Origin of the sequence: Burkholderia sp. AU32262 (assembly GCF_020419985.1) — a bacterium.
Lineage (GTDB): Bacteria > Pseudomonadota > Gammaproteobacteria > Burkholderiales > Burkholderiaceae > Burkholderia > Burkholderia semiarida.
The window spans coordinates 322572-347264 of the sequence record NZ_JAIZRS010000006.1 but is presented as its reverse complement, the minus strand read 5'-3'; the positions used below and the strand labels follow the sequence as shown (position 1 = coordinate 347264).

Genomic DNA, 24693 nt, shown 5'->3' with positions numbered 1-24693 from the left:
ATCAGTTCCGGGTCCAGGTTCAAGCCCTTGCCCGGTTCTACGGTCGCTTCTTCCTTACGTTTGCGTGGCATAACGTGGCTCCTTGGCCATCAGTTTATGCCTCACACACAAAGGTTCGGATAGGCTCCATCTATCTTCGTGATGGCGGGAGCGGCATCGAGGAACTCGAAGGCAAGCTTGAGGCTGAACGCAAGCACCTTGAGACGGTTCGGCGCCACGCGAACGATTATGTGTTGTTCGCCAAGAAGCTTCAGTTCAGCCAGGCGCTTACCCTGGAGACGTTTCGGCAGAACGAGGCCAGCGCGCGGGCTTTGCTCGCTTCGACGGCCGTCGCGATCGAGGAAGCGGAACGCTTGGCATACGCCAAGGGGGCCGCGCTGGCAGGCACTGAACAGACGCTTACAGAACAGCAGGCGGCCCTTGCAAATGCAAAGTCACACCCGGGATCCAACATACCGTCGCTGTATCAACAGTTCAGACGCGATCTGGCCGGCCAACTGAACCTGCACGATGAGGATCTGCCCTTCGTTGCGGAACTGGTCGAGGTGCAAAAATCGCAGTCGGCATGGCGCGGCGCGATCGAGCGCGCGATGGGCGGCCATCGGTTGCGCATCATGGTTCCGGCATCACACATGAAGCTTGCACTCGCATGGGTGAATGGCCGCGACAACCGGTTGCATGTTCGTCTTGTGGACGTGATGGCGCCGGATCGCGCCGTCGAATTCCTGATCGACGGCTTCACGCGAAAACTTAACTTCAAGGACCATCCGTATCGGGAGGCTGTTCGAGGGCTACTTGCTCAAATCGATCGACATTGCGTGGCGTCCCCCGAGGTGTTGAAACATACGCCGCATGGTATGACCGCGCAGGGGCTCATGTCGGGCAAGAGCGGTTTCTTCGAAAAGCAGGACAAGACACCGTTGAGCCAGGGATGGCTCACCGGTTTTGACAACAAGGACCTTCTCGCCGAGCTCGAGCGTCAGTGTGACGAGACGGCACGGGAGCTCGCTGAGCTTACGGCAAAGTTTGAGGCGGCGAGGGCGCAGGTTACAGAGGTACAGGTTCGCCGAACAATGCTTGACCGCGTGCTGTCGATTGATTTTGCGGATATCGATGTGCGTCAGGCCGAGCGTAATGTGGCGGATTCCACCCGACGGCTCTCGGCGCTGACGGATCCATCATCGGATACCGCGAGGGCCAAACAGGCTTGGGAGGAGGTTCGCGCGGAACTCGAGAAGACCAGCCAGGCGCGCGACGAGAGCCTCATACAGCAGACGAAGCTTCAAGAGCAGTATGACACCGCCGTGAATGGGCGAGAACGCGCATTCGCGACGATCGGCGAGGGACTGAATGCGATCGAGATGGCGCTGGTCGAGCAACACTTTGATTTCGTCGGTGTCCAGACCGTGGATACACTGATGCGACAGCAGGCGCAAATCGACGTCCGGTTGCGTGCACGCCTCGAGGAACTTGCTGCGAGGATCAATGATCACGAACGCCAACTGGTCCGTGGCATGGGCGCGGCGCGCGCTGTCGATACGGGGGCCTTGGCGGAGGTCGGCACGGAAGTTGAAGACGTACCACAGTATCTGGAGCGACTGCGCGTGCTCAGGGATGAGGCGCTACCCGAAAAGCTGGATCGTTTTCTTGGGTATCTGAATCAATCCTCGGACGAGGGGGTGACGCAATTGCTCCGCAGTATCGATAACGAGGTGGAGACCATCGTCGAGCGGATCGAGGACTTGAACGCCACGATGCGCCGCGTCGACTTTCAGCCGGGGCGGTATTTGCAACTGGAGCCGCGTCGGGTCGTCCATGAGAGTCTGCGAACATTGGAGCAGGCGCAACGCATTCTGCGCGCCGCGACACTGCAAGACGACCAGGGCGAGAGCCAGTTCAACGCGTTAGCCGAGGTCGTCAGGCTCATGAGGGACGCGAGCGAGCGACGCACGACCGTTGGGGCGAAGGCGCTTCTGGATCCTCGCTATCGGCTGCAGTTTGCGGTGTCCGTCATCGAGCGCAGTTCGGGGGCAGTCTGTGAAACCCGGAAGGGATCTCAAGGCGGCAGCGGCGGAGAAAAGGAGATCATTGCAAGCTATATTTTGACGGCTTCGTTGAGCTATGCGCTGTGCCCGGATGGCAAGGACCGTCCATTGTTTGGCACCATCGTGCTGGACGAGGCGTTCTCGAAGAGTTCACAGGCGGTGGCAGGACGCATTATTTCAGCACTGCGAGAGTTTGGCCTTCATCCGCTCTTTGTGACGCCGAACAAGGAAATGCGGCTACTTCGAGCGCATACGCGCTCGGCCATTCTGATCCATCGAAAAGGACTGCAGGCAACGATGACGTCTTTGAGCTGGGAAGAGCTGGATTCCATTGCACGAGCCCGGCAAATGACCGGACGAGATGAAATCACCGAATGATATGGCTGCACGCCTCGCTCGATCATGGCAATCGGCCGATGAACGCGAGGCGCGGCTGCTTTACCCCGATAGCTGGCCGCTGCGATTGCCTATCGGCAGACCCAGTCCCAAGGCTTTTACCGAACAGACCGAAAGCGTCAAACGGCATTGCGATGCCTGGCGATCGGTGGAGATTGGCATCGTGCATTGGGAAACCGTGGCCTATCGTGCGGGGGGCAGCCCCGTGCGACTGCCGCACCTTTGGGAACTGAGAAGCCCGTCGGACTGGGTGCGCGCGACCCAGGATGCCGCGATTGCGGCCGAGTACGAACGGCTCGGTGAGGTGGTTCGGCACATGGACGCGCAGTTCCACGCACTGGTGATACGTCAGCGAAGGTTGATGATGGAGCGCCCGGTGCACGAGATCATCAAGGCTGGGGAAGTGGCCTTGGCGTTATCGCCGGGATGTGCGCAAGGGCGTCCACTGCGGGCGCTTGGTGTCTGCAATACCGATAGCAAGTTCTTCGAGTGGCACCGGGCGTTGCTCTGTCACATGCTCAACGTTCGCTTTGGCGGACAAGTTTCCGAACTGGGGCTCGAGGCGTTCCTCGGCGCGCCTGAGGACGACGAGCGTTGGTTGCTCGTCGTGCCGCTCGCGGCCGGGATATTGCCGTTTCGCCAGCAGCGCATCCGGGCCGGTGAACTCGTTCAGCTTCCGAAGTGCGTCGGCCACATCATCATTGTGGAAAACGAACGGTCCGTTCATCAGTTGGCGGAGCTACCTGATGCGGTGGCGATCCTCGGTGCGGGACTGAGTTTGGACTGGACGCATGATCCGTGGCTCGCGAGCAAGCGTGTAGCGTATTGGGGGGGATATGGATACCTGGGGGCTGAAAATGTTGGGGAAAGTGCGTCAAGCTATTCCGTCCTTGAGCGCGCTGCTGATGAATCGGGACTGTTTTGAACGATACGCGGCAAATCTGGCCGTGCGTGAACTCGTCCCCGTCGACGGGCGCCGTCCTGACGGACTAACCGAGGACGAGGGCGCCTTCTTCGAATACCTCCTGACGCAGGAGCGCGGGCGCTTGGAACAAGAATTCTTGCCGAAAGACATTGTGAGAGCGGCGATGCATGCGTGGTATGAGGCGTAACTATCGTAGAGCAGGTATCGGTGGCCTGCGCGAATTGTGCCAGGCGTGCGCCTGCCCCAGCCGTTGGTGTCTGGCCCCACCTTCGAGATCCGCGCCTCGCGCCCGCGATTGCCGAACACGCTCCCCCGACCGACGGTCGCGCGATGGCAGGTGCTGCCGAGTCTTGCGGCGCCTCGATCCTTCCTTCTCGGCCTGGACCAATCGGCCAATTTGCAGGGATGTCTGAGGTGCCTTCAGAGGTGTCCGCGCGACAAAGCATGCCGTCAAATCGGCCGAATCTGAATCGGTAAATCATTGTTAAACAAGGAAATTTTCGCGGTTTATAATGGAGCCTCGTGTGCTGGAGGTTGGGGGTGACCGATGAATCTGGACAGTAAGCTTTTGATGTCGTTGAAGAAGCGCTCTGGTAACGTCGTGCTCCGGCGTGAACTGGCAGGCTTGGGGAGTTCATCACACCTTAGTACTGCGCTTCAACGCCTCGTTGCCGAGGGACGTCTCACTCGGCTCGGCGCGGGCGTTTATGCCAAGACTGATTGGGATCTCGAAGGCAATGCGCGATTTGCCGTCGGCAATGAGGTACTGTTGCGCGAGGCACTCGGGAAGCTGGGCGTCGAGGTGATCGATGTGACGATTCAGCACGAAAACGGTCGCACCGTTTGCCTGGTCAACACCGGCAGGAGCCGGATTTCTCGTAAGCTTGGGTGGGGCAACATCACCGTCCGATATGTCGGTGAGCAGGAAAGCCCGTCCACGGGCGCGGTGCCCAGGCTTCCGGCAGATGTCGACAAGCTTCCGACCCGAAATGTCGGCACGTTTGTTGAGCGGCTCGCACAAGCCTACGACGTGCAATACAGACGCTCGGGCCTCGATGATTTCGCAGAAGCAGTGACGCGAGTCGCGGGCGACGATGTCGAACTTGATCGCACGGGGAAACTGCTGGTCGCGCTCAAGAAGCAGCATCGAATCAACGGTCGGCAATTTGCCCGATTGATGGCGAACCACATCAGGGAGATCAAGCGTGTTCGACCCGTTCGGGGACTACGACACCAGGGGCTATCTGCGTAACATTGACAGCATCAAGGACCTGGACGAACTCAAGTACATTGAGCACGGGTTCTTCGAGTCGGGTCTCGAGACTGCGTTGGCGTACCTTCAGGCGATCAGAGGTCCGATCGCGTACGCTCACTTTCTTGAAGTTCACCGAATCCTGTTCGGCGAGTTCTACCCGTGGGCGGGTCAGGATCGCCATCATCTCGGCGTTGGTCGACTTGTCGGAAAGGGGCAGCGAATACAGTTCGAGGCTTCGGAGTTGTGCCAGCGTGCCGTCGAATGGGGGCTATCTTCTGGCAACAATCCAAACACGATGCGCGAAAAAACCGGGATGGTCATGGGTGCTTTCGCTTGGGGGCACCCTTTTCTCGACGGAAATGGTCGCACCATGCTTCTTGTTCACGCGGAGCTATGCCACCGCGCAGGCTTCGCGATCAACTGGAATGCGTCGCGGAAGGACGATTACCTGGAGGCGCTTACTCGGGAACTGCAAGATCCCCAAGGCAAGCACCTGGACACGTATCTCCTGCCGTTGATGATCGCTCCCATTGCTGGCGGCGATCTTCGCGACCATCTGATGTCACTGCCGGGCCTCGACGGACAGGATGGCAGCAGTGCTCCGAATGTTGCATATCGGGCGGATGATCCAGTGGCAAACCAGAACTACCGCGAGTTGAAGCGTGCGCGTGGAGAAATTTAAGCGCATGCCGGCTCGGACGTGACGAATGGGTAAGCCCGATCTTCGCCGGCCAGTTGCCGGACCTTATCGCCAGTCGCGATGGGCGGCCGGACTAGAGGTTGCCTTCGGATGGGTGGCAAAAGGGACGTTGGCGCTGGCCGGCCTGACGATGGTCGCATTGGCGGCGCTGACGGGCGACGTCGGCGCCGTGACGGACCTGCCGACGACCAGAAAGGGCTGGTTGTACCTGCTGCTGATACTGGTCGTGATGGTCGCGCTGATATTTGCGGTGCATCACTACTGGCTACGCCCGGCCAGCGTGCGTCCAGCGGGCTAGCCTGACGTGGGGCTGGATATGGCCCCGAAAACCGTTCAGGCAATAAAAAAGCCCGCTGCTTGAGCGGGCCGAATCCATGTTTGGAGACATGGAGGAGACAGACGTAAATTTAAGGGAAAACCCGGACGTTTGCAAGCGCTTGTTGTATCCGCACAACCTGCCGCCGCCCCAGCCCGCCCGGTGGCGGCGCGCGGCACGAGCTTCGTTCACACGCTGCCGGCTCGTGCATGCGCCGCAAACGCGCCGAACCGCCGTTGCGCGACGGGCAACGCATATTTGCTGCGCATCTCCGTCTCGATCCATGCACACGCCTCGCGCGCACAGTCAGTCAGTGCGTTCCGCGTCGCATGCCCATCGATGTCGTAGACGAAACGCACGCCAACCTCGTCCTCGCCAACCTGTCGTTCGAGCTGATTGAGCTGCAGTTGCGGCCCGTGCTGTTGCGACAGCGCGCGAAGTTCGTCGAAGTGATATTCGAGCCAGTCGGCGAAGAACAGCGCGTCGCTGTGGCAGGGCAGGCGAAAAGCCGCGCTGCGCGACGGGCGTGACGCGATTTCGCCGGCCGCCGCATGCGGTTCGCCGTCGACGGCGACCGGCCGATCGACCGGCGCGAGCGGGTGCCGGATCCGCCGGTACGGCGCCCGATCGCGCAATGCGTGCCACAGCAGTTCGTCGCCGGCGGCGCCGGACGGCTGCATCGTCAGGTCGTGCCGGCCGTCGCCGGTCGCGGCGATGTCGCGGATCACGAGGCGCAGCGAGCACAGCGGTTCGTCCGCGACCAGCAGGGTTGCCGGGCGCGGCAGCCCGCACACGAGCGGCGCGGCGCCGGCGGCGCGAAACACGAGCCCGCGGCGGTCGAGCCGCACGAGCGGCAACGGCCTCGGAAACGACGGATAGGCGACCGTGATGCGGGCGCCGCCGACGCCCGTCAACCCGGGCATCATCGCGCGAAAGACCTGAGACTGGTCCACGTTGGTTCTCCTTCGTTACGATGCCGCCTGGACGGAAACGCGCGTTCCGGCTCAGGCGGCGATAGCTTGCCGGGCGACCTGCCCGGGCTCGATTCCCAGTGCGGCAAACGTTTGCGGATCGATGTCGATCCAGCACGCGACCACCAGATGCCCGTCCACCTGCTTCGGCGGGCCTGCGCGGTGCGCGTGGATGCCGATCCGGCGGAACAGCCGCTCCATGCTTGCGAACGTCACGCCGATCAACTGCCGCGCGCCGAGCTGCGCCGCGCACTCGACGACGGCCGCGAGCATCGGGCGTACGGCCCATTCGGCGTTGCCGGGCCCGCCTTCGTCGTCGGTCGCCGCGAATCGGGACAGTTCCCAGACGGCGGCCGACTGCGGCAGCGGCATGTCCTCCGCGACCAGGTCGGCGAACAGCGACTTCAGCAGGTACGGGCGCGTCGTCGGCAGCAGGCGCGCGCATCCGCACATGTCGCCGGCGGCGTTTCGCGCGAACACGTAGACGGTATCGTCGCGATCGAACTGGTCGCGCTCGAAACTTTCGTTCGCCGACGGGAGCGCCCAGCCGAGCTGTTCGACGAACACACGGCGCCGATAGCGCCCTAGATCCGCCGCGAGTTCGTGTGGCAACCGCCCTTCCTCGTGAACGAAGGTCTGCATGGATGTCCTCGGATCTGTGCTTTTGTATGCGTGCATTACAGCGCGCGGCACGAGGAGCCTGTAACTGGTAACTCTTACAGGGTGGCGTCGATGGACGCCATTGGGGACGTGGCAACGGTTTCTTGATCGACGGGATTGAAAACCGGGCCGCTTTTGCTTATAAAGAGCGCCAGTCTTGCAATATCGTCAGAGGAATGCGCAGCCAGTTGTCACTGGAGCGTCGGACCGGCATGATAGGCGTCGTTGTGCCCGAGGAGGGCCGACGCGACCGCGGCGGGCCAGTCGATGGCGGCGAGCCTTGCGGCGAGCGCGGCGGCCGTGCGGAACATGCCGATGTCGGCACCCTTGGCGTCGATGGCCATCACGTTGCTGCGGACATCGCCGCCCGCGATCATGAACGTGCCCGTCGCGCGTTCGAGATACCAGTCCCAGCCGACCGTCACGTACGCGACGCCGGCACCGGCCGCGCGATGCCATTCGGTATAGCCGGCGAGGCGCGCGTCGATCGCGTTGTCGCGCAGTTCGGCCAGCAGCGACGGGTCGAGGCCGCTCTCGACATGGTCGAGCACAAGGGCGGCCAGTGCGCTTTCTGACAGGCGTACGTAGCCGTCCGGGGACGGGCCGGCGACAGGGTGCAGCAAGGGTGAAGTCATGCGCGGAATGTATCAGCCTCGAAAGGGTGCTGGAACCTGACAAGTATGACAGCGTGACGTTGTCGGAGAAAGAATGGAACTGCGCTGGCAGGATGCCTACCAACAATTCAGCGCCGCGGAAGACGAGCAGCAGCTCTTCCAGCGGATTGCTGCCTATTCCAAGCGGTTGGGGTTCGAATACTGCTGTTACGGCATTCGCGTACCGCTGCCCGTTTCGAAGCCGGCGGTCGCCATCTTCAATACCTATCCGGACGGCTGGATGGCGCACTACCAGGCGCGGAACTATATCGAGATCGATTCGACGGTTCGCGACGGCGCACTCAGCACCAACATGATCGTCTGGCCGGACGTCGACAACATCGACCCGTGCCCGCTGTGGCAGGACGCGCGCGATTTCGGGCTGTCGGTGGGCGTCGCGCAGTCGAGCTGGGCGGCGCGCGGTGCGTTCGGTCTGCTGAGCATCGCCCGTCATGCCGACCGGCTGACGCCGGCCGAGATCAACATGCTGACGCTGCAGACCAACTGGCTCGCGAACCTGTCGCATTCGCTGATGAGCCGCTTCATGGTGCCGAAGCTGTCGCCCGCGGCGGGCGTCACGCTGACCGCGCGCGAGCGCGAGGTGCTGTGCTGGACGGCCGAGGGCAAGACCGCGTGCGAAATCGGCCAGATCCTCAGCATCTCGGAGCGGACTGTGAACTTCCACGTGAACAACATCCTCGAGAAGCTCGGCGCGACCAACAAGGTCCAGGCGGTCGTCAAGGCGATCTCGGCCGGGCTCATCGAAGCACCGTGACTTGACGTTGCGCGACGGCGCCGCCGGAGGCGGCTGCCGCCACGCGGCTCACTCCATCATCGGTTCCACTTCCTTCGCCGTCCAGCTCACGCTGGAAATGCTTTTCTCCATGCTCATCCGGCTCGCGATCTGCTCGAGTTTCTGCTGATCCTTCGGATGCAGCTTCAGCGTCGCGGTGACCTTCAGCCGGTCCGGCTGGTCGGGCACGTCTTCGCTCGTGAGGCTCTGGAACGACAGCGGCTTCGCATACATCGCGTTCGACAGCAGCGTGCGGATGTGGACTTCGTCGGCAGCGAGGCAGATCACGGTGATCCGGTATTCGCGCACGAGGTCGGCGTTCGAGACGGGCGTCGCGTTGATCGCCTGGCTGACGCCGCGCAACACCGTATTGGTGAGCAGCACGACGCCCGTGCCGGCGAGCGCGGGCACGTAGTGGCCGGAGCCGGCCAGCACGCCGACGGCGGCCGAGCACCACAGCGTCGCGGCCGTGTTGATGCCCTGGATCGAGCCCTTGTCGCGCATGATCACGCCGCCGCCGAGAAAGCCGACGCCGGACACGACGTAGGCGGCGATCTGCGTGACGCCCGCCACGCCGTTGCCGGTCAGCACGCCCAGCGTGACGAACAGGCATGCGCCGCTCGCGACGAGCGTGATGGTGCGCAGGCCGGCCGTACGCTGGCGCATCTGGCGCTCGAGGCCGATGGCGACGCCGCAGGCGAACGCGGTGAAAAGACGGAGTGCGAAATCGAAAGTCATGGTTGTCCTGCCGTGCAAGAAGCGCGTGCCGGCTCGCGTCGCCGCGGCGCAAGGCCGAAGGCGACGCGGCGCCAGCCGTCATCGCGCGGTACTGTACCGTGCGAATGCGTCATTCAAATGTGAAACGGATGGCGTGCGGCCCGCGGAACGCGAGCCGGGGCAGGAGAACTGCGGCGGACAGGCATTCAGGCGGCAAGCGGCGCACGCAACGGAGTGCTGCAACTGTCCACGATGGTTCCTGAAGGAAGAATGGGCGGCATTCTAGTAGGCGGCGCGCGGCCGCGTCAACCGCCTGGCGGCGCTACTGCGCCGAGCCGATCGTACCCGTCGCGAGTGCGAGTGCGGCGGCGGCTGACAAGGCGCCGGCATAGCTGTCGACTTCCGCGTTGCGCGCGGCGAGCAACTGGCTTTGCGCGATCGTCGCGTCGGTGACCGAGCCGACGCCGTTCCGGTACGCGGTCAGCGCCGCGTCGTAGCTCGTTTGCGCGGCATCGACGAGCGCCTTCGCGGCGTCGTGCGACGCGAGGCTCGTCTGCACCGCGTTCTGCGCGGCGACGACCTGGCGCACCGCTTCCTCCTTGGTCCGCGTGAGGCGCGCGGATGCGCTTTCCGCGTCGTTGCGCGCCTGCATCAGCACGGCCGAGCGCAGGCCGCCGTCGTACAGCGGGATCGTCACGCCGAGGAACACGCCGCCGCCGTAGCGGCTGCCGTTCAGGTTGACGGTGGGCGCCTGGTCGCCGATCGCGGGCAGCGCGGAAATGGCCGTGCCGCCGCTGGCATACGACGTCGACGCGGACAGGAAGATCTTCGGCATGAACGCGGCTTGCGCCGCCTTGATCTTCGCGCGATTGGCCTTTTCTAGCGCGAACGCACCCTGCAGGTCGGGGCGGCGCGCGATCGCGTCCGACACGATCGCGTCGACGGACGAACCGAGCGCAGGCGGCAGCGGCCGCTGCGGCAACGCGGCGATCGTCGGCTTCGACAGCGGCGAGATGCCGAGCGCGGAGACGAGCGCGAGGTAACCGTCGCTCTCGGCGCCGTTGGCTTGCACGAGCGCGAGGTTCGCCTGCGCGCGGTTCTGCGTCGCCTGCGCGAGCTCGACGACCGTGCCGACGCCGTGCTTGAGCCGTGCACGGGACGCCGCGAGAATCGCATCCGCGTTCGCGAGGCCCTGTTGCGCGCTCAGGGCGCGCGAGCGAGCGGCTTCGTAGCGGTAGTACGAGACCGTCACGTCGTGGATCACCTGCTGGTGCACGGCCGTGAACGCGACGTTCGATGCGATCGACGCCTGTTCGGCCGCTTCGACGCGCGCCGCGCGGCCGCCGAAATCGAACAGCAGCCATTGCAGCGACAGCGCCGAAATCGTCCCGTGCACGGTGGTGTTGCTCGACGAATCGCCGAGGATCGTCGACGTCGAGCCGTGGTTCGCCTGGTACGCGCCCATCGCCGTCGCCGACAGGCGCGGCAGGTATGCGGACTTGGCGAGGCCGACCGCCAGCGCCGCGTTGCGCGCGTCGTTCCATGCGATGCGGGTCAGCGGATTGGCCGATTCGGCGAGATCGATCAGTTCCGGCAGCGTGTACGCATGCGCGGCATCGAGCGCGGCCGGCGGCGGCACCGACGCGAGCGCCGGCGACGCGGGCAGCGTGTAGTCGTGCACACCTTGCACGGCGGCGCGCGGCGGCGCCGCCACGATGTCGCCCGCGGCCGACGTTTGCGGCTGCCACGGGCGGTCGGATGCCTCCGGCGCCAGATCGATCGACGACGTCGCGCAGCCGGCCAGCGCGACGGCGGTCGCGAGCGCGGCGGCGGCGATCGGGGCGGCCGGCGGTTCAGGTACGCGCATGAGGGGCAGGCTCCTTCGGTGTGGCTTGACGGGCGGCGTCGGCGATGTGCGCGAGCCGTGTGTCGATCAGGTTCAGCAGCGCGTCGCGCGCGGGGTCGGTATGGGCTGTGCTCGATGGCGCCGCCGGGGCATTCGCGCGGGGCGCGGTTTCGTCATCGCCCGGCGCGGTCACGCGCGCGAGTTGCTCGCCGATCGCCGCGTCGCCGGGTTTGCGTTCGGCGAGCAGGAACAGCGGGCCTTCGAGCGCACCGAGTTCCGCGAGCGCGCGTCGCCGGGTGGCGAGCCACGCCGCGGCCGGCCGCACCCACGACGGCTCGTAATGGATCAGGCCGAGCTCCTGCGAGATCGCGCCGTGCCGGGCGAACGCTTCGGCGGCCAGCGCGCGCCGTTCGGCCGGCTGCGCGATCTGTGCGATGCGTCGCCACTGGTCGAGCAGCGCGGCGAACGCGGAGTCGATCTGCTTGCCGATGCTGACGGGCCAGATGCGCGTGAACACGAGATACACGACGACGTTGCCGAGCAGGATGCCGATCGTGCGATCGCGCGCGAGCGTCAGGTCGAAGCCGGGGCCGGCGCCCTGGATCACGCACAGGAAGAACGCGAACGCGACCTGGAAACCCGCGTACGCGATGCGCGGCGAGCCGAATGCGACCCACGCGGACAGCCACGCGCCAGCGAAGACGAGCGCCATCAGTTCGCCGATCGACGACAGCGACGGGACGACGAACACGAGCGCGGCGGTGCCGATCAGCGCGCCGACGATGCAGCCGGCGATGCGCAGCGTGAGCTTCTCGACCGTTTCCGCGGTCGAGCCGAGCGACACCATGTAGCAGGTGATGAAGCAGGTATGGATGCCCGACCAGTCGAGTTGCGAGTACAGCAGGTAGCAGAACATTGCCGCTGCCGTCGTTTTCAGCGCATAGCGGACGTGGTCGGGATTGGTGCGCGCGTCGGGCAGGAAGAAGCCGCCGCGCGGGGCGGGTGGTGCGGCGGGTTCCGCCGGTTTGTCGGCGGCGGTATCGGTTGATGAGGCCGATACCGCCGGTGCGTCGGTTGCGGGCGGCTGCGCGAACTGCGTGAGCGCGATGTGCAGGTCCGCCGCGACGACGCGTGCGAGCGGCGGCAGCGCATCGGGCGCCGGCAGCGCGAGCGTCACGTCGACCGGATAGCCGCCCTGTTCGAGGATCGCGGCCATCTCGTCGAGCGTCGCCGCGATCGGCGTGGCGAATGCGTCGGGCAGCCGCGCCGCCGGTTCGCGATCCGCAAGCGCGACCGCGACGAGCAGCGCGGTGCTCGACGCGATGGCCTGCCGCAACGCGACGACATCGGCACCGGACGACGAACCTTCGAACTTCGACAGCTTCAGCCACGTGAGCAGTTGCTTGTCGCCTTCGCGCAGGCTGGCATCGAACGCGTCGCGCGCGCCGCCGTCGCCGCGCAGCCGCCGCGCGGCGAGCCGCAGCCGTTTCGCGAGCTGCGCGTGCGCGAGCTTGCGCGGCGACGGCGCGATCAGCAGGTTGACGACGATCGCGACGCCGACGGGGATCGCGACCATCAGCCACGCATAGAGCAGCGCGCGCGTCGCGGCTTCGCCGACCGGCGCCAGGCCCAGGTCGTCGAGCCCGAAGCCGACGATCATCGCGAGAATCGCGCCGACCGGGCGCAGCTTGCTGGCGGACGTCAGGTAGAGCAGGCCGACTGACAGCACGGCCATGCACGCGACGCGCAGCACCGAATACTCGATGCTGAAGATCGCGACGCCGATCACGAGCGCGATCACGAGCGTGACGAGCAGCAGCATCGCGACCGCGAGCACGGCGCTCGTCACGCGATCGGCGCGGTTCAGGAAGAACACGACATACGCGGAAATCGCGGCTTCGGGCGTGCCGTATCCGCTCGTCACGAGCACGACGAGCGCACAGATCAGCGCGACGCGCACGGCCATGGCCGCGCGCCCCGGAAACGGCGCGAGCAGCCGCAGGACTTCGCGCGGGCCCGGCGAGCGGACGTCAGCGGCAGGCTGAGCCATGCCGGACCTCGACGATCGCGCTCGCGCCGACGCGCACGAGCTTGCCGTCGGGTTCGTCGAGCTTCACGCGCACGGGGAAGCGCTGCGCGACGTGCACCCAGTTCACCGAGCGCTGCACGATCGGCAGCGAGCGCGGCAGGTTGATGCGGTCGCTGTCCGCGATGCCCGCGCCGATGCCGACGACCTTGCCCGTCATCGGGCGGTCGCGGTCGATCATCGAATAGACGGTCGCGCAGTCGCCCACCGCGATGCGATTGAGCGACGTTTCGCGGAAATTGCCGACCGCGAACCATTCGCTCGCGTCGATCAGCGTGAAGATCGACTGGTTCGGCGCAAGCGTTTCGCCGGGGAGCACGCTCAGGCCCGTCACGAGCCCGTCGTGCGGCGCGCGCACGACCGTATCGTCGAGCGCATGCTGCGCGCGGGCCAGCGCCGCTTCGCGCGCGTGCAGCGTCGCGATCGCGTCGGCGTCGTCGCCGATCGTCTGCGCGGACGCGCGCTGCTGTTCCCGCGCCTGTGCGAGCGAGACGGACGCGTCGCGCTGGCGCACCTTCGCCTGGTCGAACTGCTGCGCGCTGACGTAGCCCTGCGCGGCGAGCGGCGCGAGCCGGTTCACGTCACGCGTCGCGAGATCGTAGTTCTGCGTCGCGCGCTTGACCTGCTCGGCGGCGACGGACGCGTTCGAACGCTCGCCGATCAGCGAACGGCGGCGTGTGTCGAGCGACGCGCGCGCGAGTTCGAGATCGGCCTGCGCCTGCGCGACGGTCAGCCGGTACGGGACGGGATCGATCACGTACAGCAGGTCGCCTTTCGCGACGCGCTGGTTTTCATGCACCGCGAGCTGCACGAGGCGGCCGCCGACCGGCGACGCGACGTGCACGACGTCCGCGTCGATCGACGCGTCGTCGGTGGACGGGTAGGCCGTCGTGCGGTGGTACGCGTACGCGAGCGCCGCGATGCCGAGCGCGACGATCGCGAGCGCGATGACGCGGCCTTTCACGGAGGGGCGGGCGATGCCGGCGGCCTTCATGCGAACGGCCCCGTGCCGGTGAGCCAGACGAGCACGGCGACCACGAGCCCGATCGCGGTGCAGACGGCGAGTTGGTAGGGCACCGTCGCGGCCCAGCCGGTCGCGACGAATACGCGGTGCGCGACGATCGCGCCGACGATGCCGACGATCGCGCTGACGAGCCACAACGGGAAGTACGCGCCGAACAGCACGTAGGACGGCGCGCCGCGCGATGCACAGCCCGCGAGCGGCAGGGCGGGCGCGAGGACGGCGGCGATACGCAGCGGCGCGCGCGGCGTTGTTGTTCTCATGGTGTGACGAGCTCGACGTTGGGGGTGGATGCCGGGCACGGCGCAATGCGGATCGTCGCAACCGGCCGGGCCGCGACGACGATTTCAGGATACGGGGCCGATCATAAATCAGCGTAATGCGGATCGCCAGCGATCCGGCGCGCGTCCACGGCAGGGGTCGGGGCCGATCGTGGCCGCGCCATCGGTCATGCCGGACGGTCCGGCAGTGCGTGTCGGCAGCGATGATCGGACCGCCGCAATTCTGCCAGCACCCGCTCGCGCAGGGTTGCGAATGGACTATCAAGGATCGTCAGACGAAATCGTGCAGCGGGGTTTGCCATGTCGACGCAGCGGCAATTGGCGCGCAAACCGCTGATTGCCGCTCGAACGCATGCGAATCAGTCCGGCTGGCCGCGTGTGTCCTCGACGAGCAGGCCGGCGAAATCGCGCGCGAAACGCGGAGGCGCATCGAGATCGGCGAGCAGATCTGCAGCCGGCGCTCGGCCCGGTCGTCTTCGAGCGCGACGAGGCGCGGCGCCATCGTCTTCGCATGACGGCGCGCGGTGCCTTCGGGCAGCACGCGACGTTTGCTTCGATCATTCGGCAGGCCGTCTCGAAGTTGCCGACCTGGATGCGCCTGCGCAGCGTGAGCAGCACTCCGCCGGCGACGATGCCGACGTCGATCAAGCCTGCCTGCGCAGCGCGCACGATGTCGGGGCTCACCCGTTCCTGCATGGCGATGTCACGTGCGGATGATCGACGAGACAGCGGCGCCGCACCGCCGGCCGCGACCCGTCGTCGCGGCCGGGATCTGTGTACCATCGTGCGTAGGGTGCGACGCGCGGCACCGGGCATGGCGGCCCGATGCCGCGCGCGTCGCGGAAGCGGTCGTGCAACGAAGGTGAGCGTTCCATGCGAAGTTTCTTTGTCCGGTTCATTGCGATCGGCGTGCTGTTCCATCTGTACGTCGGGATGCGGATCATTCCCGATGCGTTCGTGTCGCCGCTCGCGCGCACGATCGCGGCGCTCGTGCTGGCGAGTTTCGTCGTCTTGATTCCGGTCGGGATGTTCTCGCGCCGCTTCGACGAAGGGTGGGCGGCGACGCTGGTCGGCTGGGCGGGCGCACTCGCGATGGGCTTCTTCTCGTCGCTGCTGGTGCTGACGTTCCTGCGCGACATCGTGCTGCTCGGCGTGCTCGCGTGGCGGCATCTCGGGCATGACGGCGCATGGAGCGGCGCGGCGCCCGACACGGCGCTCGGCGTGCTGGCGGCCGCGGTGCTCGTGACGGCGATCGGGTTCGTCGGCGCGCGCCGCACGGCGGCGGTCAAGCGCGTGTCGATTCCGGTCGCCGGCCTGCCGGCCGCGCTCGACGGGCTGACGATCGTGCAACTGTCCGACATCCACGTCGGCCCGACGATCAAGCGGCCCTACATCGAACGGATCGTGCGCGCGGTCAATGCGCTCGACGCCGACCTGGTGGTCGTGACGGGCGACGTGGTGGACGGTTCGGTCAAGCGCCTGCGCGAACATACGGCGCCGCTCGGTCAAATGCGCTCGCGGCACGGCACCTTCCTCGTGACGGGCAACCACGAGTACTACGCGGGTGCGCATGCGTGGATCGACGAATTTCGTCGCATCGGGCTGACCGTGCTGCTGAACGAGCACGTGCTGATCGAGCGCGGCGGCGCGCGGGCGGTGCTCGCGGGCGTGACCGACTTCACGGCCGGCGGCTTCGATCCCGCCCATCGCAGCGATCCCGAGCGGGCGTTGGCCGGTGCGCCGCCCGACGTCGGCACGAAGATCCTGCTCGCGCACCAGCCGCGCAGCGCGGAAGCGGCGAACCGCGCGGGCTTTACCGTGCAGTTGTCGGGGCACACGCATGGCGGCCAGTTCCTGCCGTGGCCGCCGTTCGTGCGTCTGCAGCAGCCGGTGATCGGCGGGCTGAACCGCATCGGCGACATGTGGCTGTATACGAGCCGCGGCACTGGGTACTGGGGGCCGCCGAACCGCTTCGGCGTGCCGTCCGAGATCACGCTGATTCGGCTGACACGCGGGTAGCCGGTGGCCGAGGACGGCCGTTACGCGACGCGAACGCGCATCGCGCGCCCCGCGGTTTCCTTTCGTCGGGAATGACAGCGCATGGCGGCGTGCGGCGCCGTTGGCTAGTATGCAGACATGCGCGTTCGCTCCGTTCCTTGCCCGTTCCTGCCGACATGTCGACGCCCGATCTCTTCGCTGATACGCCCGTGCCCGACGTGGACTGGTACCCGGACTGGCTGGCGCCGCCCGACGCCGATCGCGCGCTGGCCGCGCTGATCGACGAGGTCGCGTGGCGGCAGGACACGATCCGTACGCCGCGCGGACGCATTCCGTTGCCGAGGCTCACCGCGTGGCAGGGCGAACCGGATGCCGTGTACGTGTACTCCGGAATCCGCAACGTGCCGGAGCCATGGACGCCGGCCGTGCTCGCCCTTAAGCGTGCGGTCGAGGCGACGTGCGGCGTGCGTTTCAACAGCGTGCTGCTCAATCGCTATCGCAACGGGCTGGACAGCCTCGGCTGGCATGCGGACAACGAACCCGAACTCGGCGATGCGCCGGTGATCGCGTCGGTGAGCCTCGGCGCGATGCGGGTGTTCGATCTTCGCCATCGCGCGACCGGCGTCACGCATGCATACCGCCTCGTGCATGGCAGCCTGCTCGTGATGCGCGGACGCACGCAGGCCGAATGGCAGCACCGCGTGCCGAAGGCGCCCAGCGTGCAGGGCGAACGCGTCAACCTGACCTTCCGGCGCGTGTCGATGGCGGCCGAATAGGTCGCACCCCGTTTCCGTGATTCGCGAAAGGCCAATGCAAGCCATCGCGCGTGCGGCACGTTGCCGCACGAACGCGATGGCGGGCCGGCCGACGTGTCGCTCAGCCCCGTCCCGCAAGGCTTTGAGTCAGATTCGATCGAACGGGCGGTTCCGATAGATGAGTGAAACCTCTGATGGTGCGTCGCAACAATCGCTGATTAGACTGTGGAATGGCAGAAGCGCGTCGGCACACCGGCGCGCCCCCTTTTCGACATGCCTCCGTGCGTTGCCGATGCAGCGCGCGACGGGGCAGGAGCACAACGCGTGACCGTATTCGACCCTTCCTTCGAACCCTCGCTGCACGTCTTCGAGCAAGACGGCGGATGGCAATGGGCGCTGACGGTGAAGCGGGCGACCGGCGTCGGCGTGAAAGTCGTGGCGTTCAGCCGCGAAGGCTTTCGCGGCGAAGCCGAGGCATACGCCGCTGGCCAGCTTGCCCGCGCCGAATATGACGCCGCCGTGACGGCCTGACGTCGTCGCGGCGATCCGGCGCGGGGATCGCCTTCCTCTGTGCCGTCCGTTGCCGGACGGCGCTTTTCCGACTGCTTCCGTTTTTTCTCCAGGCGCGAAATGCGACCGTTTGCCGGCATTCGCTGTGCCAAATGGGCCGTGCCGTTCGACACAGGCATGCCTATGCCGCCTTCGATGCGCGGGCATCGCGTCGACGAGGCGACACGCGTGGCGAAAGTCTGCACGCAGGCTCATGACCTCCCGAGCAGGTGCAACCACGTATCGCACGAGGGAGCGTGGAAAACGCCGATTCATATCGTAATAAGATATGAGGTTATTGCATCGGCGAGACAATGACGTCCCGCTTTCCTGAAAGGAGCTATCCGTGCAACTGACCCAGTTAGGCGGGCATGTCGCCCAATCCGGCATCGCCGAACGGCAAAAACACGCGCAGGCGCTGATGTTCGGGATGGCGAACATCGACGAGTACATGTCCGGCGGCGTCTGCTACGATGCCGCGGCCTACGTGCGGTATCTGCTGCGCGCGGACGCGATGATCACGCCCGCGGCGCTGCTCGACACGATCGGCCAGTCGTGGAGGACGCGCTTCAACTTCGAGACCGGCACTCAATGGGACGGGCGCGCGAGCATTCCGGCGGGCACCGCGGTCGGCTTCGCTCGCGGCGCGAATGTCTTTCACGCGGCGATTGCCGTCGGCGGCACCCGGATCCGCGGGATCAACGGCGGCCTGCTGGGCGCCGGCTGGCTGCATCCGGTCGATCTGGCACGCGTGCTGCAGCCGGATCCGGCCGGCGGTTTTACGTACGACCGCACGACCATTCGTGTCTATCTGTCGCGCCTGTAGGCGGTCCGACGTCAAGTTCCGTGCTGCTGGCCGTCGTCCGACCGCGCCGTGGGCGGGCGCCGTGCGGTCAGCGCGCTGGCGTCCGGCGATTTCTGCATGGCGTCGCGCGGTCCAACGCTGCTATCCTCTCGACCTTGAATGACGCGTCATGGTGGCGTGGACGCGCATGCTGCGTCGCGGCGCCGCGCGCCGGTGCGAGCCCACGCGCGCACTGAGGTAGCATGACTGAATATCCACGACGATCGATGACCTGTTTCGTGACCGATTTCCTTCCGTCCATGTCCACATGGTCAAGACAACGATGAGCGGTGCACCCGATCCGGCGGCGCCCGGCGACGAAGAATCGTCGGGCGGCGCTTCGTCCTATCTGGTGCCGGGGCTCGAACGCGGGTTGCGGATCCTCGCCGAATTCTCCGCGCGCGAGCCGGTGCTCGGTGCGCCGGAACTGTCGAAGCGCATCGGCATTCCGCGCACCACGACGTTCCGCCTGCTGCAGACGCTCGAGGCGCTTGGTTTTCTCGAACGCGTGAACGGCGATCGCTATTTCCGGCTCGGCGTCGGCGTGCTGCGGCTCGGCTTCGAATACCTGAATTCGCTCGAACTGACCGATCTCGGCACGCCCGTGCTCGAACGGCTGCGCGATTCGACCGGCCTGTCGACGCACCTGCTGATCCGCGACCAGCGCGACGTGGTGTTCGTCGCGAAGGCGCAGAGCAATGCGTCGATGTTCGGTTCGGTGAAGGTGCACGTCGGCACGCGCCTGCCCGCGCATGCGACCGTGCACGGCCACGTGCTGATGGGGGACCTGACGCGCGATGCGATGCGGCAGCTCTATCCGGAGAAAAAACTCGAACAGTTCACCGAGCGCACGCCCGGCACCGTCGACGAACTGTACGAACGCGTGCGTCACTACGCTCGGCTCGGCTATGCGGTCAGCGAGGCGGCGTTCGAGAGCGGCATTTCGGCCGTGACCGCACCCGTGCGCGATCATTCGGGCTCGATCGTCGCGGCGATCACCGCGACGGTGCCGCGCTCGGAGATCGGCGAGGCCGGCGAGAAGGAGCGGCTCGTCGAGGCCGTGTGCGGTGCGGCGGTCGACCTGTCGCAACGGCTGAACTATCGTCCGCTCGAAAGCGACCCGACGTTCGCGCATGCGCGCCACAAGGTCGCGATGTTCTGACGCTCGCGTATCGATTCGGCCGCGGCGCGCGGCGTTGCAGACGACAAGAGCGGCCCGCGGGCCGCTCTTGTCGTTCTCGTGCGCCGAAGCCCGGTGCCCGAACGCGTTCAGAACGAATGATGAATCCCGGTCAGCACGATCACCTGGTTCGCGGTGCTCGACACGCCGGCCGTGAAGAACGCGGCCTTCGCGCCGCCGGAAGCGTGTTCATAAAGCACGTTCGCATACAACTGCGTGCGCTTGGACAGCGCGTAGATGTCGCCGAGCTCGACCTGCGTCCAGCGGCGGCCGGCCAGCGTCGTGGTTGCCGCGCCGCCCGCGATCGTGTTGAACGCGCTGCTGCGGTAGTTCACGCCCGCGTCGTAGCTCTGGAACGTGTCGGAAAACCCGTTCGACTGCATCTTCACGCGCGTGTAGAGGCCGTGCACGAGAAAGTCGCCGATCTGGTAGGACGCGCCCGCGCCGATGTTCTCGACCTTGCTGGCGAGATAACCGTTCGCGGTGTTCTGCCCCTGGAACGACGTGATGCCCGTCTGGCCGATCAGGAGCGAGCGATCGTGCTCGTTCGAGTAGACGGCCGACGCCTTGAACGGCCCGTTCGCATAGTTCAGCGCGACGCCGACCGATTTGCCGGTCGAGAAGTTCGTCGTGTTGCCGAGCGCGAGCGTCGCCGCGGCCGAAAAGCCCGCGAAGGTCGGTGAACGATACTTGATCGAATTGTTGTACGGCACGTTGCCGGTCGCGGCGAGCCCGTCGATGTTGCCCGGATGGAACGCGTACCAGCTCATCGCGAGGTACGCGGTGCTGAGCGGGTCGAGATAGTCGAACGCCAGCGGCGTCTGGCGGCCGAGCGTCAGCGTGCCGTAGCGCTCGGCGCCGAGGCCGACGAACGCCGCGCGATTCCAGATCGTGTTCGCGGTCGCGAACTGGCCGTTGTTCGTATAGAAGCCGTTTTCCAGCTGGAAGATCGCCGACAGCCCGCCGCCGAGATCTTCCTTGCCTTTCAGGCCCCACCGGTCGGGCTGCGTATTGCCCTGGATCATCGCCCACTTCGCGTGGCCGCCGACGTTGTTCACGTACGCGACACCCGCGTCCATGCTGCCGTACAGCACCACGCTGCTCTGCGCCCACGCGCCCGACGCGCCGCTCATTCCGATGACTGCCGCTGCTACCGCATGCTTGACCATTTTGTCTCCTGACTCTCCAACCTGATGAAAACGTGTTGCGACGGCCTGCGCGGGGACGGCCGGCCGTCGCGCGGGTGCATCGTCGAGTGGGCATTTTTGTGTTCCATATAAGGAACATCGTGCCTCTAATGGAATGGAGTATAGGGGCGCGGAGCGTTCGATCAAAAATAAATTTTTCGGGACGGATGAGTGCTCCCGTGAGGCCGTACAGCAAGGCCTGATGCCTTTGAAAAACCGATAAACCCGCGTCAAACAACAAAAAATTACATTCGATAAGGTAGGCGAAGGGGGGCGGTCGAACTGCGCGTCGGTGTTTTCCCTAGGACATGCAGCTTTTTATTTTGCTCGCGGAAAGTCGCTCCTATAATCACCATCCATAAACTGATGTTCCTGATATGGAACAAAACGGAACAAACCGAGAGTCGATCAGAAGGAAGGGTGCGAGATGTCTGAACAATGGATTTGCGCCGGTCACGCCGGCGCGCTGTCGGAAGACACGCCGATCGAGTTCAAGCGGACCGACGGCGTGGAAATCGGGATCTACCGCGTCGGCGACGACGTGTATGCGCTCGAGAACGTATGCCCGCATGCGTACGCGCTGCTGACGCAGGGGTTCGTCGACGAAGGCACGGTCGAATGCCCGCTGCACGAGGCCGTGTTCGACATCAAGACGGGCGAATGCCTGAAGGGCCCGGGCGGGCGCGCGCTGAAGCAGTACGCGGTGCGCCTCGCCGGCGAGGAAATCCAGATCAAGGTGGACTGAACATGAAAGAAGCGACCGTCAACTTCAATCCCTTCCTGAAGCCGTGGGTGGCGCCGCAGCCGAACAACGTCGCGGGCAAGGGGCAGATCGAGATCCCCGGCCAGGTCGAGAACCTGGTCTGGCAGAACCGCAAGGCGGAACCCACCCAGTACGAGAACGACCTCGGCGATGCGCTCGAACGCGTGTTCGAGAGCGGCGCGACCGAACTGGACGATGTCGTCGCCGGGCTGAACCGCATCGGCTTTCGCGCGCCGGACGGCACCGCATGGACCGTGGAGCGTTTCCGCGCCGAAATGGCCTCGCTGGCGGAATGAGCGCACCGACCGCGCCGCGCGCCTGAGCGCCGACCCGACAACCGCATCCGGAGCACACTGATGACGTCCCCCGACCAACACGAAACCCAACACGACCCGGTCCGCGACTACCTCGATCGCGGCATCAAGAACTACTGGTATCCCGTCGCGCCGAGCTGGCAGGTGTCGAACGCGCCCGTCGGCGTCACGCGCCTGTCCGAGCAGATCGTGCTGTGGCGCGATCACGACGGCAAGGTCCATGCGCTGGAAGATCGCTGCCCGCACCGCGGCGCGCGCCTGTCGCTCGGCTGGAACCTCGGCGGCAACATCGCGTGCTGGTATCACGGCATCGAAGTCGACGGCGGCGGTACGGTCAACCGTGTGCCGGCGGTATCGAACTGTCCGCTCGAAGGCACGAAGTGCGTGAAGTCGTATCCGGTCGAGGAGAAGGCCGGCGCGATCTTCCTGTGGTTCGGCGACGAAGCGCACGGCGAGCCGGCGCCGCTGAATCTGCCGGAAGAACTGGTCGCCGACGAGTACGGCCACTTTCTGTGCGTATCGAACTGGAAGTGCAATTACCAGTACGCGATCGACAACGTGATGGACCCGATGCACGGCGCGTATCTGCATGCGACGTCGCACTCGATGGCCGAAGGCGACAAGCAGGCCGACATGCGCGTGCGCAAGACGGAAACGGGCCTGATGTTCGAGAAGATCGGCCAGCGCGACGTGAACTTCGACTGGGTGGAACTCGGCGAAACGGGCTGCCTGTGGATGCGTCTCGCGATTCCGTACAAGCAGAAATTCGGCCCGGGCGGCAACTTCGGGATCATCGGCTTCGCGACGCCGGTCGACGGCGACCACTGCCAGGTCTATTTCTGGCGTACCCGCAAGGTCAGCGGCTGGCAGCGCGACGTGTGGCGCTTCATGTACCGCAACCGCCTCGAAGGCCTGCACTGGGACGTACTCGAGCAGGACCGCTACGTCCTCGAAAGCCTCGCGCCGCATGCGCGCGATCACGAATACCTGTACCAGCACGACGTCGGCATCACACGTGTGCGCCGGATGCTGCGCCAGCGTGCGCAGGAACACCTGTCCGCGCTCGACGCGCATCGTGCGGCGCATGCCGCCTCGGAGCACGCGAATGGCTGAGTTCGCTTCGGTCGTGGCATTGCCCGGTCGCCGCGTGCTCGTCACGGGCGGCGCGCGCGGTCTCGGCGCGGCGTTCGTGAAGGCGCTGGTCGAAGCGGGTGCACAGGTCGCGTTCGGCGACGTGCTCGCGGAAGAGGGCCGCGCGCTCGCCGCGCAGCTCACGCAAGCCGGCCACGCCGCGCATTTCTTCGCACTCGACCTTGCCGATCCGGCCAGCATCGACGCTTTCGTCGCGCAGGGCGCGGCGGCGCTCGGCGGCATCGACGCGCTGATCAACAACGCGGCGATCACGAACTCGGGCGGCAAGCTGTCGACGGAGCTCGACGTGGCGACGTGGGACGCCGTGATGAACGTGAACGTGCGCGGCGTATGGCTCGTCAGCAATGCAGCGCTGCCCTATCTCGCTCAGTCGGGACGCGGTGCGATCGTGAACCTCGCATCGGATACCGCGCTGTGGGGCGCGCCGAAGCTGCTCGCGTACGTCGCGAGCAAGGGCGCGGTGATCGCGATGACGCATGCGCAGGCACGCGAGTTCGGCGCGCACGGCGTGACGGTCAACGCGATCGCGCCGGGGCTCACCGAAGTCGAGGCGACCGCCTACGTACCGGCCGAGCGCCATGCGTTCTACCTGCAGGGCCGTGCGCTGACGCGCGCGCAGGTGCCCGGCGACGTGACGGGCCCCGTGCTGTTCCTGCTGTCGGACGGCGCGCGCTTCGTCACGGGTCAACTGCTGCCGGTCAACGGCGGCTTCGTAATGAACTGAATTGAAGTTTTCACTCGGAATGAAGGAGAGGACGATGGCGGACGCCGATCTCGAACGCAAATCGTGGGACCAGCCGGAAGGCGCAAGCTTCAACGACTGGATGGAAGGGCGCGTCGCGCGCTACGCGACGCGGCGCTACGACTGGGACGCGCTGAAGTTCCAGGCCGACTACGACCCGAAGTACCGCCGCGCGCAGATGCGCTACGTCGGCACGGGCGGCACGGGCGTCGCGAAGGACGTCAACACGGTGCCGGCCGGCAACTTCACGTTCTCGACGATGGTCATCCCGGCCGGCAACATCGGCCCGAGCCACATCCATATCGACGTCGAGGAAATCTTCTTCGTGCTGCGCGGCAAGATGAAGGTGATCTGCGAGCGCGACGGCGAGACGTGGGAAGCGATCCTCGGCGAGCGCGACCTGATCTCGGTGCCGCCGGGCGTGTATCGCACGGAAATCAACATCGGCGAGGAAGATGCGCTGATGTGCGTGATGCTCGGTTCGCCGAAGCCGATCACGCCGACGTATCCGCCCGATTCGCCGCTCGCGAAGATCAAGCGCTGA

27 protein-coding genes are annotated in these 24693 nt (G+C 65.8%); 17 read left to right on the top strand and 10 right to left on the bottom strand.

Translation table 11 applies throughout. The features are described 5' to 3' along the window. Positions 1-590 precede the first annotated feature (590 nt). The 6 genes from LGN10_RS33650 to LGN10_RS10120 all read left to right on the top strand — a co-directional run bounded on the left by LGN10_RS33650 (position 591) and on the right by LGN10_RS10120 (position 5619). Positions 591-2423: an ATP-binding protein gene (locus tag LGN10_RS33650; protein WP_319001223.1), complete on the top strand. Its 1833-nt coding sequence runs from the start codon at positions 591-593 to the stop codon at positions 2421-2423. Continuing rightward, on the top strand, positions 2407-3366 hold the full coding sequence (locus tag LGN10_RS10135) for a DUF3322 domain-containing protein (protein ID WP_264163105.1): 960 nt from the start codon (positions 2407-2409) through the stop codon (positions 3364-3366). Before LGN10_RS33650 ends, LGN10_RS10135 begins: the two co-directional genes overlap by 17 nt. Next, positions 3278-3553 carry a Wadjet anti-phage system protein JetD domain-containing protein gene (locus tag LGN10_RS33500; protein WP_319001222.1) on the top strand — a complete coding sequence of 92 codons (276 nt, stop codon included), beginning with the start codon at positions 3278-3280 and terminating at the stop codon, positions 3551-3553. Before LGN10_RS10135 ends, LGN10_RS33500 begins: the two co-directional genes overlap by 89 nt. Before the next feature lie 360 nt (positions 3554-3913). Further along, complete coding sequence (locus LGN10_RS10130) at positions 3914-4618, top strand: type IV toxin-antitoxin system AbiEi family antitoxin domain-containing protein (protein WP_089465630.1); 705 nt, start codon at positions 3914-3916, stop codon at positions 4616-4618. Then, positions 4572-5303 (top strand): Fic/DOC family protein, encoded by a 732-nt coding sequence (locus LGN10_RS10125; RefSeq protein WP_226223161.1) that lies wholly within the window; start codon positions 4572-4574, stop codon positions 5301-5303. Before LGN10_RS10130 ends, LGN10_RS10125 begins: the two co-directional genes overlap by 47 nt. Before the next feature lie 112 nt (positions 5304-5415). Next, a complete protein-coding gene (locus tag LGN10_RS10120) occupies positions 5416-5619 on the top strand; it encodes a hypothetical protein (RefSeq protein WP_226223159.1) in 204 nt (67 codons plus the stop codon). A gap of 206 nt (positions 5620-5825) precedes the next feature. Here LGN10_RS10120 and LGN10_RS10115 read toward each other — a convergent pair whose 3' ends face one another. The 3 genes from LGN10_RS10115 to LGN10_RS10105 form a co-directional block, all read right to left on the bottom strand. Beyond that, positions 5826-6590: a hypothetical protein gene (locus LGN10_RS10115; RefSeq protein WP_059584864.1), complete on the bottom strand. Its 765-nt coding sequence runs from the start codon at positions 6588-6590 to the stop codon at positions 5826-5828. Between the two features lie 51 nt (positions 6591-6641). Continuing rightward, complete coding sequence (locus tag LGN10_RS10110; RefSeq protein ID WP_226223157.1) at positions 6642-7250, bottom strand: acyl-homoserine-lactone synthase; 609 nt, start codon at positions 7248-7250, stop codon at positions 6642-6644. A gap of 209 nt (positions 7251-7459) precedes the next feature. Continuing rightward, the gene (locus LGN10_RS10105) at positions 7460-7903 is read right to left on the bottom strand and encodes a DUF4902 domain-containing protein (protein ID WP_059584866.1); all 444 of its coding nucleotides are present in this window, start codon (positions 7901-7903) and stop codon (positions 7460-7462) included. Between the two features lie 73 nt (positions 7904-7976). Between LGN10_RS10105 and LGN10_RS10100 the strand changes: the two genes are divergently transcribed. Next, positions 7977-8696 (top strand): autoinducer binding domain-containing protein, encoded by a 720-nt coding sequence (locus LGN10_RS10100; RefSeq protein ID WP_059584867.1) that lies wholly within the window; start codon positions 7977-7979, stop codon positions 8694-8696. A gap of 48 nt (positions 8697-8744) precedes the next feature. Here the strand turns inward: LGN10_RS10100 and LGN10_RS10095 are convergent, their stop codons facing one another. The 6 genes from LGN10_RS10095 to LGN10_RS10070 form a co-directional block, all read right to left on the bottom strand. Then, positions 8745-9452, bottom strand: a complete 708-nt coding sequence (locus tag LGN10_RS10095) for an MgtC/SapB family protein (RefSeq protein ID WP_060310737.1) — start codon at positions 9450-9452, stop codon at positions 8745-8747. A gap of 301 nt (positions 9453-9753) precedes the next feature. Further along, positions 9754-11298, bottom strand: a complete 1545-nt coding sequence (locus LGN10_RS10090; protein ID WP_124859968.1) for a TolC family protein — start codon at positions 11296-11298, stop codon at positions 9754-9756. Then, entirely contained in the window at positions 11285-13327 is a 2043-nt protein-coding gene (locus LGN10_RS10085; protein ID WP_226223155.1) for an FUSC family protein, read from the bottom strand. The genes LGN10_RS10090 and LGN10_RS10085 overlap by 14 nt, the downstream gene beginning before the upstream one ends. Continuing rightward, positions 13308-14357, bottom strand: coding sequence for a multidrug transporter subunit MdtN (gene mdtN / locus LGN10_RS10080; protein ID WP_226223147.1), 1050 nt, complete (start codon positions 14355-14357; stop codon positions 13308-13310). Before mdtN ends, LGN10_RS10085 begins: the two co-directional genes overlap by 20 nt. Next, positions 14354-14647: a hypothetical protein gene (locus LGN10_RS10075; protein WP_059584872.1), complete on the bottom strand. Its 294-nt coding sequence runs from the start codon at positions 14645-14647 to the stop codon at positions 14354-14356. Before LGN10_RS10075 ends, mdtN begins: the two co-directional genes overlap by 4 nt. Positions 14648-14936: 289 nt before the next feature. Further along, complete coding sequence (locus LGN10_RS10070; protein ID WP_059584873.1) at positions 14937-15206, bottom strand: hypothetical protein; 270 nt, start codon at positions 15204-15206, stop codon at positions 14937-14939. Positions 15207-15538: 332 nt separating this feature from the next. Here LGN10_RS10070 and LGN10_RS10065 point away from each other — a divergent pair, with 332 nt between their 5' ends. From LGN10_RS10065 to LGN10_RS10045, 5 genes are all read left to right on the top strand, one after another. After that, on the top strand, positions 15539-16684 hold the full coding sequence (locus LGN10_RS10065) for a metallophosphoesterase (RefSeq protein WP_059584874.1): 1146 nt from the start codon (positions 15539-15541) through the stop codon (positions 16682-16684). Positions 16685-16839: 155 nt separating this feature from the next. Beyond that, entirely contained in the window at positions 16840-17439 is a 600-nt protein-coding gene (locus tag LGN10_RS10060) for an alpha-ketoglutarate-dependent dioxygenase AlkB family protein (protein WP_060310749.1), read from the top strand. Between the two features lie 303 nt (positions 17440-17742). Beyond that, on the top strand, positions 17743-17949 hold the full coding sequence (locus tag LGN10_RS10055; RefSeq protein WP_059585120.1) for a hypothetical protein: 207 nt from the start codon (positions 17743-17745) through the stop codon (positions 17947-17949). Positions 17950-18313: 364 nt separating this feature from the next. Then, positions 18314-18793: a type 6 secretion system effector deamidase TecA gene (gene tecA, locus LGN10_RS10050; protein WP_059639681.1), complete on the top strand. Its 480-nt coding sequence runs from the start codon at positions 18314-18316 to the stop codon at positions 18791-18793. A gap of 286 nt (positions 18794-19079) precedes the next feature. Then, positions 19080-19973, top strand: coding sequence for an IclR family transcriptional regulator (locus tag LGN10_RS10045; RefSeq protein WP_059584877.1), 894 nt, complete (start codon positions 19080-19082; stop codon positions 19971-19973). Between the two features lie 107 nt (positions 19974-20080). Here LGN10_RS10045 and LGN10_RS10040 read toward each other — a convergent pair whose 3' ends face one another. After that, positions 20081-21160, bottom strand: coding sequence for a porin (locus tag LGN10_RS10040; RefSeq protein WP_226223140.1), 1080 nt, complete (start codon positions 21158-21160; stop codon positions 20081-20083). Positions 21161-21605: 445 nt separating this feature from the next. On the opposite strand from LGN10_RS10040, the gene LGN10_RS10035 reads away from it, so the two are divergent. The 5 genes from LGN10_RS10035 to LGN10_RS10015 are packed head-to-tail and all read left to right on the top strand — an operon-like array spanning position 21606 to position 24693. Further along, positions 21606-21923, top strand: coding sequence for a non-heme iron oxygenase ferredoxin subunit (locus LGN10_RS10035; protein ID WP_059584879.1), 318 nt, complete (start codon positions 21606-21608; stop codon positions 21921-21923). A 2-nt stretch (positions 21924-21925) separates the two neighbouring features. Further along, positions 21926-22237 (top strand): recombinase-like helix-turn-helix domain-containing protein, encoded by a 312-nt coding sequence (locus tag LGN10_RS10030; RefSeq protein ID WP_059584880.1) that lies wholly within the window; start codon positions 21926-21928, stop codon positions 22235-22237. A 60-nt stretch (positions 22238-22297) separates the two neighbouring features. After that, a complete protein-coding gene (locus LGN10_RS10025) occupies positions 22298-23368 on the top strand; it encodes an aromatic ring-hydroxylating oxygenase subunit alpha (protein ID WP_059584881.1) in 1071 nt (356 codons plus the stop codon). Continuing rightward, a complete protein-coding gene (locus LGN10_RS10020) occupies positions 23361-24131 on the top strand; it encodes an SDR family oxidoreductase (RefSeq protein ID WP_226223138.1) in 771 nt (256 codons plus the stop codon). The genes LGN10_RS10025 and LGN10_RS10020 overlap by 8 nt, the downstream gene beginning before the upstream one ends. Positions 24132-24165: 34 nt before the next feature. Continuing rightward, complete coding sequence (locus tag LGN10_RS10015; protein ID WP_034180369.1) at positions 24166-24693, top strand: cupin domain-containing protein; 528 nt, start codon at positions 24166-24168, stop codon at positions 24691-24693.

Excerpts from the sequence above, each read along its gene's own strand:
- LGN10_RS33650 (WP_319001223.1), top strand. The coding sequence starts at position 591 with ATGGGCGGCCATCGGTTGCGCATCATGGTTCCGGCATCACACATGAAG.
- LGN10_RS10135 (WP_264163105.1), top strand. The coding sequence starts at position 2,407 with ATGAAATCACCGAATGATATGGCTGCACGCCTCGCTCGATCATGGCAA.
- LGN10_RS33500 (WP_319001222.1), top strand. The coding sequence starts at position 3,278 with ATGGATACCTGGGGGCTGAAAATGTTGGGGAAAGTGCGTCAAGCTATT.
- LGN10_RS10130 (WP_089465630.1), top strand. The coding sequence starts at position 3,914 with ATGAATCTGGACAGTAAGCTTTTGATGTCGTTGAAGAAGCGCTCTGGT.
- LGN10_RS10110 (WP_226223157.1), bottom strand. The coding sequence starts at position 7,250 with ATGCAGACCTTCGTTCACGAGGAAGGGCGGTTGCCACACGAACTCGCG.
- LGN10_RS10105 (WP_059584866.1), bottom strand. The coding sequence starts at position 7,903 with ATGACTTCACCCTTGCTGCACCCTGTCGCCGGCCCGTCCCCGGACGGC.
- LGN10_RS10100 (WP_059584867.1), top strand. The coding sequence starts at position 7,977 with ATGGAACTGCGCTGGCAGGATGCCTACCAACAATTCAGCGCCGCGGAA.
- LGN10_RS10095 (WP_060310737.1), bottom strand. The coding sequence starts at position 9,452 with ATGACTTTCGATTTCGCACTCCGTCTTTTCACCGCGTTCGCCTGCGGC.
- LGN10_RS10090 (WP_124859968.1), bottom strand. The coding sequence starts at position 11,298 with ATGCGCGTACCTGAACCGCCGGCCGCCCCGATCGCCGCCGCCGCGCTC.
- LGN10_RS10085 (WP_226223155.1), bottom strand. The coding sequence starts at position 13,327 with ATGGCTCAGCCTGCCGCTGACGTCCGCTCGCCGGGCCCGCGCGAAGTC.
- mdtN (WP_226223147.1), bottom strand. The coding sequence starts at position 14,357 with ATGAAGGCCGCCGGCATCGCCCGCCCCTCCGTGAAAGGCCGCGTCATC.
- LGN10_RS10075 (WP_059584872.1), bottom strand. The coding sequence starts at position 14,647 with ATGAGAACAACAACGCCGCGCGCGCCGCTGCGTATCGCCGCCGTCCTC.
- LGN10_RS10065 (WP_059584874.1), top strand. The coding sequence starts at position 15,539 with ATGCGAAGTTTCTTTGTCCGGTTCATTGCGATCGGCGTGCTGTTCCAT.
- LGN10_RS10060 (WP_060310749.1), top strand. The coding sequence starts at position 16,840 with ATGTCGACGCCCGATCTCTTCGCTGATACGCCCGTGCCCGACGTGGAC.
- LGN10_RS10045 (WP_059584877.1), top strand. The coding sequence starts at position 19,080 with ATGGTCAAGACAACGATGAGCGGTGCACCCGATCCGGCGGCGCCCGGC.
- LGN10_RS10040 (WP_226223140.1), bottom strand. The coding sequence starts at position 21,160 with ATGGTCAAGCATGCGGTAGCAGCGGCAGTCATCGGAATGAGCGGCGCG.
- LGN10_RS10035 (WP_059584879.1), top strand. The coding sequence starts at position 21,606 with ATGTCTGAACAATGGATTTGCGCCGGTCACGCCGGCGCGCTGTCGGAA.
- LGN10_RS10030 (WP_059584880.1), top strand. The coding sequence starts at position 21,926 with ATGAAAGAAGCGACCGTCAACTTCAATCCCTTCCTGAAGCCGTGGGTG.
- LGN10_RS10025 (WP_059584881.1), top strand. The coding sequence starts at position 22,298 with ATGACGTCCCCCGACCAACACGAAACCCAACACGACCCGGTCCGCGAC.
- LGN10_RS10020 (WP_226223138.1), top strand. The coding sequence starts at position 23,361 with ATGGCTGAGTTCGCTTCGGTCGTGGCATTGCCCGGTCGCCGCGTGCTC.
- LGN10_RS10015 (WP_034180369.1), top strand. The coding sequence starts at position 24,166 with ATGGCGGACGCCGATCTCGAACGCAAATCGTGGGACCAGCCGGAAGGC.